This window comes from Agromyces cucurbitae, assembly GCF_058349945.1.
Genome location: NZ_JBYRES010000005.1, coordinates 99,976 through 112,732 on the forward strand (window position 1 = coordinate 99,976; position 12,757 = coordinate 112,732).

13 protein-coding genes are annotated in these 12,757 nt (G+C 73.0%); 9 read left to right on the forward strand and 4 right to left on the reverse strand.

Translation table 11 applies throughout. The features are described from left to right. Window positions 1-48 precede the first annotated feature (48 nt). Both AC3RJ6_RS17635 and AC3RJ6_RS17640 read left to right on the forward strand, forming a co-directional pair. On the forward strand, window positions 49-273 hold the full coding sequence (locus tag AC3RJ6_RS17635) for a DUF3107 domain-containing protein (protein ID WP_244853400.1): 225 nt from the start codon (window positions 49-51) through the stop codon (window positions 271-273). A gap of 2 nt (window positions 274-275) precedes the next feature. Continuing rightward, window positions 276-581 carry a hypothetical protein gene (locus AC3RJ6_RS17640; RefSeq protein ID WP_491428433.1) on the forward strand — a complete coding sequence of 102 codons (306 nt, stop codon included), beginning with the start codon at window positions 276-278 and terminating at the stop codon, window positions 579-581. Between the two features lie 132 nt (window positions 582-713). Here AC3RJ6_RS17640 and AC3RJ6_RS17645 read toward each other — a convergent pair whose 3' ends face one another. Beyond that, a complete protein-coding gene (locus tag AC3RJ6_RS17645; protein ID WP_491428434.1) occupies window positions 714-1,430 on the reverse strand; it encodes a ferritin-like fold-containing protein in 717 nt (238 codons plus the stop codon). 144 nt (window positions 1,431-1,574) lie between these two features. On the opposite strand from AC3RJ6_RS17645, the gene AC3RJ6_RS17650 reads away from it, so the two are divergent. Continuing rightward, window positions 1,575-3,086 (forward strand): DEAD/DEAH box helicase, encoded by a 1,512-nt coding sequence (locus tag AC3RJ6_RS17650; RefSeq protein WP_491428435.1) that lies wholly within the window; start codon window positions 1,575-1,577, stop codon window positions 3,084-3,086. Between the two features lie 151 nt (window positions 3,087-3,237). Here AC3RJ6_RS17650 and AC3RJ6_RS17655 read toward each other — a convergent pair whose 3' ends face one another. Next, window positions 3,238-4,113 (reverse strand): PHP domain-containing protein, encoded by an 876-nt coding sequence (locus tag AC3RJ6_RS17655; protein WP_491428436.1) that lies wholly within the window; start codon window positions 4,111-4,113, stop codon window positions 3,238-3,240. 76 nt (window positions 4,114-4,189) lie between these two features. Here AC3RJ6_RS17655 and AC3RJ6_RS17660 point away from each other — a divergent pair, with 76 nt between their 5' ends. Then, on the forward strand, window positions 4,190-5,212 hold the full coding sequence (locus AC3RJ6_RS17660; protein ID WP_491428437.1) for an endonuclease/exonuclease/phosphatase family protein: 1,023 nt from the start codon (window positions 4,190-4,192) through the stop codon (window positions 5,210-5,212). A gap of 51 nt (window positions 5,213-5,263) precedes the next feature. Further along, window positions 5,264-6,838 (forward strand): aminopeptidase P family protein, encoded by a 1,575-nt coding sequence (locus AC3RJ6_RS17665; RefSeq protein ID WP_491428438.1) that lies wholly within the window; start codon window positions 5,264-5,266, stop codon window positions 6,836-6,838. Window positions 6,839-6,914: 76 nt separating this feature from the next. Here AC3RJ6_RS17665 and AC3RJ6_RS17670 read toward each other — a convergent pair whose 3' ends face one another. Continuing rightward, the gene (locus tag AC3RJ6_RS17670; protein WP_491428439.1) at window positions 6,915-7,286 is read right to left on the reverse strand and encodes a TIGR02611 family protein; all 372 of its coding nucleotides are present in this window, start codon (window positions 7,284-7,286) and stop codon (window positions 6,915-6,917) included. Between the two features lie 109 nt (window positions 7,287-7,395). Here AC3RJ6_RS17670 and AC3RJ6_RS17675 point away from each other — a divergent pair, with 109 nt between their 5' ends. Further along, window positions 7,396-8,829 (forward strand): M1 family metallopeptidase, encoded by a 1,434-nt coding sequence (locus AC3RJ6_RS17675; protein ID WP_491428440.1) that lies wholly within the window; start codon window positions 7,396-7,398, stop codon window positions 8,827-8,829. Between the two features lie 10 nt (window positions 8,830-8,839). Here the strand turns inward: AC3RJ6_RS17675 and AC3RJ6_RS17680 are convergent, their stop codons facing one another. Further along, window positions 8,840-9,583, reverse strand: a complete 744-nt coding sequence (locus AC3RJ6_RS17680) for a YflT domain-containing protein (protein ID WP_491428441.1) — start codon at window positions 9,581-9,583, stop codon at window positions 8,840-8,842. A gap of 78 nt (window positions 9,584-9,661) precedes the next feature. Here AC3RJ6_RS17680 and AC3RJ6_RS17685 point away from each other — a divergent pair, with 78 nt between their 5' ends. The 3 genes from AC3RJ6_RS17685 to AC3RJ6_RS17695 are packed head-to-tail and all read left to right on the forward strand — an operon-like array spanning window position 9,662 to window position 12,693. Beyond that, window positions 9,662-10,990: a magnesium transporter MgtE N-terminal domain-containing protein gene (locus tag AC3RJ6_RS17685; RefSeq protein ID WP_491428442.1), complete on the forward strand. Its 1,329-nt coding sequence runs from the start codon at window positions 9,662-9,664 to the stop codon at window positions 10,988-10,990. Beyond that, on the forward strand, window positions 10,977-11,495 hold the full coding sequence (locus tag AC3RJ6_RS17690) for a DUF1003 domain-containing protein (RefSeq protein WP_491428444.1): 519 nt from the start codon (window positions 10,977-10,979) through the stop codon (window positions 11,493-11,495). Before AC3RJ6_RS17685 ends, AC3RJ6_RS17690 begins: the two co-directional genes overlap by 14 nt. Next, window positions 11,485-12,693: an Mrp/NBP35 family ATP-binding protein gene (locus AC3RJ6_RS17695; RefSeq protein ID WP_491428446.1), complete on the forward strand. Its 1,209-nt coding sequence runs from the start codon at window positions 11,485-11,487 to the stop codon at window positions 12,691-12,693. Before AC3RJ6_RS17690 ends, AC3RJ6_RS17695 begins: the two co-directional genes overlap by 11 nt. Window positions 12,694-12,757: the final 64 nt, after the last annotated feature.

Consider the following 12,757-nt stretch of genomic DNA (forward strand, 5'->3'; position numbering starts at 1 on the left):
CGCGCGCCCCCGATGTGTAGGGTTTCAGCAAGAGCAGAAAGGCGCACCGTGGACGTTCGCATCGGCATCCAGAACTCCCCCCGTGAACTCGGGTTCGAGACCTCGCAGTCGGCCGCAGAGGTCGAGCAGGCGGTCGCCGCGGCGCTCGCCGGGCAGTCCGCGCTCCTGAAGCTCGCCGACGACAAGGGCACGGTCTACGTCGTGCCCGCCGCCGCGCTCGCCTACGTCGAGATCGGCTCGGAGGAGTCGCGTCGCGTCGGATTCGTCGCCTGACGATGGAGCTCCTCTTCGTCACGCTCGGCGGCGCCATCCTCGGCGTCGCCGCGCACTTCCTCTTCCCGCTGCGCAAGCTGCGCGGGGTCGTGCTCGTGCCCGCGATCGGCGCGGGCGTCGCCGCGGTGGTCTGGGTCGCGCTCACGTGGCTCGGCTGGGCGTGGGACGGCGGCTGGATCTGGGTCGCCTCGCTCGGCGCATCGGCGATCGCCTCGGCGGCCGCGGCGTGGCTCATCGGTCCGGGCCGCCAGAAGGCCGACGACGCGCGCTTCGAGCGGCTCTCCCGCCACGGCCTCGGCCGGGCCTGATCCGACTCCCGAGCAGCGCGGTCCGAGGCATCCCGTCGATCGCGCCGTGGCGGAGCCGTGCGCGGTGCCGCTCTGCGCGGCCCGCCGTGCGCGGCCGTCATCGGGACCTGCCGAGCGGCCGCGGCCGACCCGTCAGGCCGTGAGGCCGAGCGCGTCCATGCGCCTCGTGTGCTCGGCGATGAGCTCGGTGAACACCGGCTCCACGCGGTCGCCCGCGCGGTCGGCCGGTTCGGATCCGCGCTGGGCCGAACGCGCGATGAGGAGCGTGTCGCCGACGATGCTGCGCCCCCACAGGGCGAGCCGGTCGGCGAGCCCCGGTTCGGCCTCGATCGCGGCGCGCAGCTCGCTGTCGAGCACCTCGCCGATGCCGCCGGCCGTGAGGATCGATCGCACCCGGGTGCGGAGGTCGGCCGGCAGCCCCTCGGCGAGGCGCGTGAAGTAGTCGTCGAGCATCCCCGACGTCACGTGGATGCCGAGCATGAGCTCGTACTGGTCGGCGCCCGCAGTGGTCTGCCCGAGACGGTCGGTCGCGGGCGCGAAGGGCGCCATCACCTCATCGGGTTCGACGCCGAGCCGGCGCAGTTCGGCGATGAGGTCGTGGTGCTTGCGCAGCGCGACGCCGGCCGCGGCGCTCAGCCGCTCTTTCGAGTGCATGGTCGTCGCGCCGACGACGGCCTGCGACAGGCTCTCGAAGAACTCGAGCTGGATGTACGCCGCCTGGCCGAGGAACGGCACCGGATCGGGCGCGAGCTCGGTGAAGTCGACCTTCGTGTATTCCGTCGGCGCGACCCGCGGACGCAGCCGCGGCAACTCTTGGCGCACGCCGCGCCGCTTGGACCAGAACACCACGCACACAGCCTATCCGAGGCTCACAGGCAGTCTCCGATAGGGTGGAAGGGCATGCGGACGCTGGATCCGCGGCCGTGCGCCCGGGGATGAGTCGAGGCGCACCTCACGACCTTCACTCTCGAAGCACGACCGACAGGCAGATCTTTGACCACTTTCACCGACCTCGGCATCGCGTCCGACATCGTCGACGCGCTCGCGGGCAAGGGCATCGTCGATGCCTTCCCCATCCAGGAGCAGACCATCCCCCTCGCCCTCACCGGGCAGGACATCATCGGCCAGGCCAAGACGGGCACGGGCAAGACCTTCGGCTTCGGCCTGCCGCTCGTGCAGCGCCTCGGCGACGACCCCGAGCACGGCGTGAAGGCGCTCGTCGTGGTGCCGACCCGTGAGCTCGCGGTGCAGGTGACCGAAGACCTCGAGCTCGCCACCTCGAACCGCCCCACGAAGGTCGTGTCGATCTACGGCGGCAAGGCGTACGAGGGGCAGATCGAGCAGCTCAAGGCCGGAGCGCAGATCGTCGTCGGCACGCCTGGCCGCCTCATCGACCTCGCGAACCAGCGCATCCTCTCCCTCGCCGACGTCCGCGAGGTCGTGCTCGACGAGGCCGACAAGATGCTCGACCTCGGCTTCCTCGCCGACATCGAGAAGATCTTCTCGAAGGTGCCCGCGGTCCGCCACACGATGCTCTTCTCGGCGACCATGCCCGGCCCGATCGTCGCGCTCGCGCGCCGGTTCATGTCGAAGCCGATCCACATCCGCGCGAACGACCCCGACGAGGGCCTCACGCAGGCGAACATCAAGCACGTCATCTACCGTGCGCACTCGCTCGACAAGGACGAGGTGATCGCGCGCATCCTGCAGGCCGAGGGCCGCGGCAAGACCGTGATCTTCACCCGCACGAAGCGCGCCGCCGCGAAGCTCGTCGAGGAGCTCAACGACCGCGGCTTCAACGCGGCCGCGGTGCACGGCGACCTCAACCAGGACCAGCGCGAACGCGCGATGGCCTCGTTCAAGGCGGGCAAGAAGGACGTGCTCATCGCGACCGACGTCGCCGCGCGCGGCATCGACGTCGACGACGTGACGCACGTCATCAACCACACGATCCCCGACGACGAGAAGACCTACCTGCACCGCGCAGGCCGCACCGGCCGCGCGGGAAAGACCGGCATCGCCGTCACCTTCGTCGACTGGGACGACCTGCACAAGTGGGCGCTCATCAACCGAGCCCTCGAGTTCGGCCAGCCCGAGCCGACCGAGACCTACTCGTCGAGCCCGCACCTCTACACCGATCTCGACATCCCCGCCGGCACCAAGGGCCGCCTGAAGCCCGCCGCACCCGCGGCGAGCGCCACGCGTTCGAGCACGGCCGGCCGCACCGAGGGCGACGCCGAGCGCGCCCCCCGCAGCCGCAACCGCCGTCGCACCCGAAACGGCAAGCCGGCTGGTTCGGATGCCGCGACCGGCGCCTCCGGCGGAGACGCGTCGAGCGACGGAGGGTCGGCCGCGGAGCCGCAGAAGGCGCCCGGCACGGGCACCCACGACGGCAAGGGTCACGAGCACCACGACGGCAAGCCGGCCCCGCGCCGTCGCCGCCGCCGTCGCGGCGGAGCCTCGGGCGGCGGTCAGGCCGCCGCGCCGGCCGCGCCGCAGGGCTGACCGCCGCGGCATCCCGTCGACCGGTCGTCGCCCGCACCCGCGAAGCTTCACGGCCCCGCGGCTGTCGCGTCGGAACCACATTCCGGCGTCGGAACCACGTCCGTGCGTGGTTCCCCCGCCGGAACGTGGTTCCCACGTGCTGGTCGGCGCGCTACTCCGGCGGCAGCACCGGCGCCGCGCCGCGGCCCTCGGCGACGAGGCGCGCGACGACGTCGGCCGGCGTGCGGCACTCCCCCAGCCGGTTCGGCTTGCCCGACCCGTGGTAGTCGCTCGAGCCGGTGATCTCGAGCCCGAACTCGGCGGCGAGCTGCCGCAACCGCGGCTTCGCGTCGGGGCGGTTCTCGGGGTGGTCGATCTCGAGGCCGAAGAGCCCCGCGTCGACGAGCTTCGCGAGCCGCTCGGGCGGCACGACGTGCTCGGCACCGCGGGCGCCGGGGTGGGCGAGCACCGGCACGCCGCCGGCGGCGCGGATCAGCCGGACGCCGGTCAGCGGGTCGGGTGCGTAGTGCGGCTGGGCGTACCCGGCACGCGGGTGCAGGATGCCGTCGAACGCGGCCGAGCGCGTCGGGGCGTGTCCGCGGGCGACGAGCGCGTCGGCGATGTGCGGCCGGCCGATCGTCGCGCCCTCCGCGGTCTGTGCGAGCACGTCGGCCCAGCTGAGGTCGTAGTCGCGCGCGATGCGCCGCACGATCTGCTCCGCGCGCGTGAGCCGCGACTCGCGGATGCGAGCGGTCTCGGCGAGCAGCGGCTCGTCGAGCGGGTCCACGAGGTAGCCGAGCAGGTGCACGCTCGTGAACCCCTCGCGGGTGGACAGCTCCATGCCGGGGATGAGCGCGACCCCCGTCTCCGGCACGGCGGCGGCGGCCTCGGCCCAGCCGCTCGTCGAGTCGTGGTCGGTGAGCGCGACGGCGGCCAGCCCGACCGACGCGGCCTGCCGCATGAGCTCGGCGGGCGACTCGGTGCCGTCGGACACCACGGAGTGGGTGTGCAGATCGGCCTCGCCGATCGCGGCGGAAGCACGCGGCATCCCACCATCGTATCGACGGCTCCGTTCACGGTGGCCTCCCAGAACCGGCGAGCGCCGGGCCCGTAGGGTGGGTGGAATGCTCCCCCGCATCGTCGGCTGGACCGTCGTCATCGGCACGGCCGCCCTCGCAGCCGTGCTCGTCTGGCCGCAGGCGTTCGGCCTGCAGAACCAGTGGATCGCGGCGCACGTCGTCGCGCTCCGCGGCGTCGGCGCCGCCGGCGGCGCGCTCGCGGCGGTGCTGTTCGTGCTCCTCGCGATCCCGCGCCGGACCCGTCGGTTCGCGACCGCGATGGCGGTCGTGTTCGCCCTGTTCGCGGCCGGCAACGTCGCGGTGCTCGCGGTGCGCGGCACCGGCGGCGGGTCGGATGCCGCGAGCCCCGAGGCATCCGTGACCGTGCTCTCGTGGAACACGCTCGGCGAGGTTCCCGACGCGGCGACCATCGCGGGTCTCGCGCTCGACGAGGGCGCCGACGTCGTCGTGCTGCCCGAGACGACCGAACCGCTCGGCGAGGAGGTCGCGATCGCGATGCGCGAGGGCGGTTCGCCCATGTGGGTGCACACGCAGGCGTACGACGACATCGCGAAGGCGCGGTCGACGACCCTGCTCATCAGTCCCGACCTCGGCGACTACGAGGTCGTCTCGGCCGACTATCCCGGCCCGCCCGGCAACACGAACACGCTGCCGAGCGTCGTGGCCGACCCGGTCGCGGGCGACGGGCCGCGGATCGTCGCGGTGCACGCCGTCGCGCCCATCCGCTGGGAGCTGCGCAATTGGCGCAGCGACCTCGACTGGCTGGCCGGGCAGTGCGACGGCGACAACACGATCATGGCGGGCGACTTCAACGCGACGGTCGACCACTTCGCGTGGCGCGGCGTCGACGGCGGTGACCTCGGGCGCTGCCGGGATGCCGCGGCCGCGGCCCGGTCGGCGGCGCTCGGCACCTGGCCGACCGACGTGCCGCCGCTCCTCGGCAGCCCGATCGACCACGTGCTGGCCACCCCGGGGTGGACGGTCGAGGGCTTCCGCGTCATCGAGTCGCTCGACGGCGCCGGCAGCGACCATCGCCCCGTCGTCGCGACGCTCGTGCGCGCCGGCTGACGGCGGGCGCTCGATCCGTGCGCGACCGGCGCCGGTGCGAGAATGGGGGGCATGGCGAACTCGAGCGACACCTCCACGACTGAGACCGCGGCTGCGGCGAACCCCTCCGGCGACGAGGCCGGCCGCAACGCGAACCGATCGACGACGCCGGGCTCGGAGGGCTTCAAGTCGTTCATCTTCAGCGGCTGGGCCGACCGCGAGGAGGCGCTGCCCGCCGCACGGGAGCAGGCCGCCTTCGCGGCCGCGCGCCGCGCGAAGGTGTCGACCGCGTTCCCCGGCCAGCGTCTCATCATCCCCGCGGGCGACATGAAGCAGCGGGCGAACGACACCGACTACCCGTACCGCGCGCACTCGGCGTTCGCGCACCTCACCGGCTGGGGCTCCGACTCCGAGCCGGGTGCGGTGCTCGTGCTCGAGCCGACGGGCGACGCCGGCCACGAGGCGACCGTCTACTTCCGCGAGCGCGCGGGCCGCGACTCCGAGGAGTTCTACGCGAACGCGGCGATCGGCGAGTTCTGGATCGGGCCGCGCCCCTCGCTCGAGCACGTCGCCGCCGATCTCGCCGTCGCGACCCGCGACCTGGGCGCGTTCGACGCCGTGATCGACGCGGTCGACACCGCGACGCTCGTCGTGCGCGAGGCCGACGCCGCGCTCACCGAGCGCGTCGACCACGCCCGCATCCGCTACGCCGCCGAGCGCGTGCTCAGCGAGAACGCGCAGGACGCCGCGTTCTCGCTCGAGGTCGGCGACGAGCACGAGCCCGACGGCGAGCTCGCGCGCGTCGTCAGCGAGCTGCGCCTCGTGAAGGACGACTTCGAGGTCGGCGAGATGCGCGCCGCGATCGCGGCCACCGAGCGCGGCTTCGGCGAGGTGCTCGCCGAGCTGCCGCGCATCACGTCCGAGGTGCGCGGCGAGCGCGTCATCGAGGGCGTCTTCGCCACCCGCGCCCGCCTCGACGGCAACGACGTCGGCTACGGCTCGATCGCCGCCGCCGGTCCGCACGCGACGATCCTGCACTGGACCCGCAACGACGGCCCCGTCGTGCCCGGCGACCTCGTGCTGCTCGACGCCGGCGTCGAGATGGACACCTACTACACGGCCGACATCACCCGCACCTTCCCCGTGAACGGCACCTTCTCTCCGGTGCAGCGCCAGGTGTACGAGGCGGTGCTCGAGGCGGCCGACGCCGCGTTCGCGATCGTGAAGCCCGGCATCGTGTTCCGCGAGGTGCACGCGGCGGCGATGCAGGTGATCGCGCGCAAGACCGCCGAGTGGGGCTTCCTCCCCGTCTCGGCCGAGGAGTCGCTCGAGCCCGACAACCAGTTCCACCGCCGCTACATGGTGCACGGCACGAGCCATCACCTCGGGCTCGACGTGCACGACTGCGCGCAGGCGCGCCGAGAGCTCTACATGGACGGCGTCGTCGAGGCGGGCATGATCTTCACGATCGAGCCGGGCCTCTACTTCCAGCCCGACGACCTGACGGTGCCCGAGGAGTTCCGCGGCATCGGCGTGCGCATCGAGGACGACATCCTGGTCACCGCCGACGGCGCCGAGAACCTCTCGGTGCGCATCCCGCGCACCGCCGACGACGTCGAGGCATGGGTGCGCGGCGCGGGCCGCTGAGCACCCCGATCACCACGGCCGGGCGTGCACTCGTCGCCCCTGGAGCGGGCCGCGAGTGCACGTTCGACGCGACGGCTCAGGCGCGCTCGGCCGCCGCGGCCCGTCGCGCCCGCCACCAGGCCCAGAACCGGGCGAGCTGACGCTTGGTGAACGCCGCGAGGCGCTTCGCCCACGCGAACTCGGTACCGAGGATCGCGAGGCCGAGGAACACGACGAGCCAGCCGGGCCCGGGCAGCGGTACGAGCAGCAGCCCGCCGATCGCGATCACGCCGCCGAGCACGGCCACGAGCACGCGGTAGGCCCGGAGCACCGCGGGACGGCGTCCGATCGCCCGGCGCAGCCGGCCCAGGACGCGTCGCACGGGTCGGTCGGGCCGCTCGGCCTCGGCGATCTCGTCGGTGATCTCGAGCTCGAGGGCGGGCCGCTCGGCGTCGCGTCGGGTGCTCATGCGCGTCACGATATATCGCGAGTCTGGGAGCCGGCCGGGTCTGGCGGGTCGCGATCGGGCAGGGCTAGGGTCGGGACGAACCCGATCGCATCCGCATGCAGGAGGACCCATGTCGCACCGTCGCAACGCCCTCGCCGTCCTCGGCGCGACCGGCCTCGCCGTCGCCGTCGCCTCGGCTCCCGTCGTCGCCTCGGCCGCACCGGGGCAGCCCGGCCAACCGCGCTACAGCGCGGGCGTCGACGGCGCCGGCGACCCGTACTTCCCCCTCGCGGGCAACGGCGGCATCGACCTCGTGCACATCGGCCTCGACCTCGACTACACCCCGCCCGAGGCCGCTCCCGCGCCGCTCGAGGGACACCTCGACGGCGTCGCGACGATCGACCTGCTCGCTACGCAGGACCTCGACCGCTTCGACCTCGATCTTCGCGGGCTCACGGCGCATCGGGTCACGGTCGGCGGCAGGCCCGCCGCCTTCACGCAGTCCGAGAACGAGCTCGTGATCACCCCACGGCCCAAGCTCAAGGCCGGTCACGACGCCCGCGTGGTCGTCGAGTACGGCGGCACGACGACGCAGCCCCGCGACATCGAGGACGCACTCTACGGCTGGGTGACCACGCGCGACGGCGCGGTGGTCGTCTCCGAGCCCGACGGGGCGGCGACCTGGTTCCCCGTCAGCGACCACCCGACCGACAAGGCGACGTACGACTTCGCGATCACCGTCCCCGAGGGGTTGGTCGCCGTCGCGAACGGCACCCTCACGGGATCCGCGACGGCCGGCGGACGGACGACCTGGAACTGGCACGCGCCCGACCCGATGGCGGCGTACCTCGCGACCGCGAGCGTCGGCGACTACGTGCTCGACCGGTACACGACCGACGACGGCCTCGAGATCATCGACGCGGTCGATCCGGCGCGTCCGCCCGAGGCATCGGCGGCACTCGCCCTCACGCCGCAGATGATCGACTTCTTCGAGGATCGCTTCGGGCCGTATCCGTTCGTCTCGTACGGCGCGATCGTCGACGACGACTCCGTCGGCTACGCGCTCGAGACGCAGACCCGATCCTTCCTCGGCCGCAACGCCGGCGAGGGCACCGTCGCCCACGAGCTCGCCCACCAGTGGATGGGCGACCACGTGAGCCCCGACCGCTGGGCCGACATCTGGCTCAACGAGGGGTGGGCGAGCTACGCCTCGTGGATGTGGAGCGAGGAGCAGGGCCGCGACACGGCGGCGGAGAGCTTCGACGAGGTGATGTCGATTCCCGCCGACGACGAGTTCTGGGCGCTCCGGATCGCCGAGCCCGGCCCGTTCGGGCTCTTCGCCGATCCCGTCTACGGCCGCGGCGCGGCGACCCTGCATGCGCTCCGCGTGGAGATCGGCGACGACGCCTTCTTCGAGCTCGCACACGAGTGGGTCGAGCGCTTCGGCGGCGGCACGGCGACGACGGCCGACTTCATCTCGCTCGCCGAAGAGGTCTCGGGCAGTGAGCTCGGCACGTTCTTCGACGTGTGGCTGTACACGCCCGGCAAGCCGACCAGCTGGTAGTGCGCGCGGGTCAGGCGCCGTCGTCCTCCGACGCGCGACGCCGGGCCGCCTCCGCCTCGCGGGCAGCGCGGCGCGCGGCATCCTGCGCTTCGCCGTAGGTGAGCCCGCGCGGCTCGTCGCCCGCACCGGCCGGAGCGGATGCCTCGTGGCCCGCGTCGTCGGGCGACGCGTCGTCGCGCGACGGGGCGACGGGCGCCTCGGGCGCAGGCGGTTCGGCGGCGGGTGCCGGCGGGGCGGACGGGCGCGTGGCCGGAGCCGCCGCCCCCGCCGTGCCGAGCACGTTGCGGGCGCGGGCGATGTGCGACGGGTCGGTGATGATGATCGCGTAGTGGGTCGCGAGCACCTGGATGTTCGAGGTGAAGTCGCGGCGGCGGCGGTTCACCGAGTACGACACGACGCTGAAGATCATGCCGAAGCCGGCGCCGATGAGCACGGCGGCGCCGAGGATGCCGAACGACGCCCCGCTCGGCGCGAAGATGAAGAACAGCAGGCCGAGGAAGAGTCCGAACCAGGCGCCCGAGATCGCTCCGGCGCCCGCGGCCCGGCTCCACGTCAGCTTGCCCGTGATGCGTTCGACCGTCGTCAGGTCGGTGCCGATGATCGCGAGCTCCTTCACGGGGAACTCGGCCTTCGACAGTCGGTCGACGGCGGCCTGCGCCTCGGCGTACGTCTCGAAGCTCGCGACCGTCTCGCCCTTCGGCATGGTCGGCAGCTCGCGGCCCGCGCGGCCGCCGAACGGGCTCTGGTTCGTCACCCGGACATCATCCCACGATGCGACGTCGGGCGTCCGGATGGCGCCCGCCCCGGGGCATCCGGGGGCTAAGTTTGTAGCGTGAGCGCCACGAGAGTCTTCGTCGCCCGACTCGCCGGGTGCGCCGTCTTCGACCCCAATGGCGATCGAGTGGGCAAGGTGCGCGACGTCCTCGTCGTGTACCGCAAGAGCGACCCTCCGCGCGTGGTCGGGCTCATCGTCGAGATCCCCGGCAAGCGCCGCGTGTTCGTCTCGATCGGGCGCGTGACCTCCATCGGCGGCGGCCAGATCATCACGACGGGCCTCATCAACCTGCGCCGCTTCGAGCAGCGCGGCGGCGAGGTGCGCGTGATCGCCGAGATGCTCGGCCGCAAGGTCAGCTTCAACGACGGCTCGGGCACGGCGACCATCGAAGACGTCGCGATCGAGGAGCAGGAGCCCGGCGAGTGGGAGGTCGACCAGCTCTTCGTGCGGCGGCCGAAGGGCGCGTCGCCGTTCTCGAAGGGCCAATCGGCCTACGTCACGTGGCGCGAGGTGCGCGAGCAGATCGCCAAGGGCGAGGCCCAGTCGGCCGAGCAGCTCATCGCCACCTACTCCGAGCTGAAGCCCGCCGACCTCGCGTCGACCCTGCTCGACCTGCCCGCCCAGCGCCGCCAGGAGGTCGCCGAGGAGCTGCCCGACGACCGGCTCGCCGACGTGCTGGAGGAGATGCCCGAGTCCGACCAGGTCGACATCCTCGCCGGTCTCGGCGACGACCGCGCGGCCGACGTGCTCGACCACATGCAGCCCGACGACGCAGCCGACCTCATCGCGCAGCTGCCCGAGGAGCGCGGCGAGCACCTGCTCGAGCTCATGGAGCCCGAAGAGGCCGAGGACGTGCGGTTCCTGCTGTCGTACGGCCCCGACACGGCCGGCGGACTCATGACCACCGAGCCGATCATCGTGTCGGCCGACGCGACCGTCGCCGAGGGTCTCGCGCTCATCCGCCGTCACGACCTGCCGCCCGCGCTCGGCGCGGCGGTGTGCGTCACACTGCCCCCCTACGAGCCGCCGACCGGCCGGTTCCTCGGCATCGTGCACTTCCAGCGCATGCTGCGCTACCCGCCGCACGAGCGGCTGGGCACCCTCATCGACCAGGGCCTCGAGCCCGTGACCGCCGACACCTCCGCCGCCGAGGTCAGCCGCATCCTCGCGAGCTACGACCTCGTCTCGGTGCCGGTGGTCGACGAGAAGCATCGACTCGTCGGGGTGGTGACGATTGACGACGTGCTCGACTACCTGCTGCCCGATGACTGGCGAAGTCACCCCGATGAACAGGAGCTGGCCAAGCGCACCACTGCGCGGGCCCAGCTGACCACGGGGAGCATCCCCATCCCGTACGGAAGGAGGGGCGCAGATGGCACGCGCTGAGTCGGAAGACCGTCGATTCGACACACCGAAGGGCATCCGCCGCACCGCCCCCTTCCGCGGTTCGGGCGACAACGACCGGTTCGGCCGGTTCACCGAGTGGGTCGCGCGCGCCATGGGCACGCCCGGGTTCCTCGTCGGGCTGTCGGTGTTCGCGATCGGCTGGATGCTGTGGAACACGTTCGCCCCCGAGAACCTGCAGTTCGACTCGATCGCGATCGGCTTCACGGCGCTCACCCTCGTGCTCTCGCTGCAGGCGTCGTACGCGGCACCGCTCATCCTGCTCGCGCAGAACCGGCAGGACGACCGCGACCGGGTGCAGATCGAGCAGGACCGGCAGCGCGCCGAGCGCAACCTCGCCGACACGGAGTACCTCGCCCGCGAGGTCGTCGCGCTGCGGCTCGCCGTGAAGGACCTGGCCTCGAAGGAGTTCATCCGCGCCGAGCTGCGCGCGATGCTCGAGGAGCTCGACCGGCGCGACGACGAGGAGGCCGAGCGTGCCGGCTGACGCGCCCGTCGACGCCGCGAGCGCGCCCGCGCCCGCGTCGCCGCTCGAGGCCGCCGTGCGGCGCGCGCTCGAGTCGGTCATCGATCCCGAGATCCGCAAGCCCATCACCGAGCTCGACATGGTCGACCGGGTGGTCGAGGTCGACGGCGGCCGCGTCGAGGTCGGCATCCGCCTCACGATCGTCGGATGCCCCGCCTCCGACCGCATCGAACGCGACGTGCGACAGGCCGCCGAGTCGGTCGTCGGCCCCGGCAACGCCGCCGTCGAGCTCTCGGTCATGACGCCCGACCAGCGGGCCGCCCTCACCGAGCGGCTCCGCGGCGGTCGTGCCGCCCGCGGCAACCCCTTCGGCCCGGGCACCCTCACGAAGGTCATCGCGGTCACGAGCGGCAAGGGCGGGGTCGGCAAGTCGACCGTCACGGCCAACCTCGCGGTCGCCCTCGCGGCGCGCGGACTCTCGGTCGGCCTCATCGACGCCGACGTGCACGGCTTCTCGATCCCCGGGCTCCTCGGCCTCGTCGACGAGGAGGGGCTGGCGGCGCGGCCGACCCGGGTCGACGAGATGATCCTGCCGCCCGTCGCCCACGGCGTGAAGGTCATCTCGATCGGCATGTTCATCGAGCCGACCGAGCCCGGCGGTCGCGCCTCGTCGACGGCCGTCGCGTGGCGCGGGCCGATGCTCCACCGCACGCTCTCGCAGTTCCTCACCGACGTCTACTTCGGCGACCTCGACGTGCTGCTCGTCGACCTGCCGCCGGGCACCGGCGACATCGCGATCTCGCTCGGCCAACTGCTGCCGAACGCCGAGGTCGTCGTGGTCACGACCCCGCAGGCCGCTGCGGCCGACGTCGCCGAGCGGTCGGGCGTCGTCGCCCGGCAGACCGGCCAGCGCATCGTCGGCGTCATCGAGAACATGGCCGGGCTCGTGCAGCCCGACGGGCAGGTGCTCGACCTGTTCGGCTCGGGCGGCGGCGCGCTCGTCGCCGAGCGGCTCTCGACCGGTCAGCCCGAGCCCGTGCCGCTCCTCGCGAGCGTGCCGCTCAGCATGGCGTTGCGACAGGGCGGCGACGACGGGGTGCCCGTGGTGGTCTCGGCGCCCGACGACCCCGCGGCGCGCGCGATCGAGGCGGTCGCGGCACGCCTGGCCGGGATGCCGCGCGACCTCGCCGGCCGTCGGCTCGACGTCTCGGTGCGCTGAGCGCGCCCGCCGGTCGAGGCGCGCCGACGCGGAGCGGCGACGCGTCTCGAAACCCCGTGAGCCG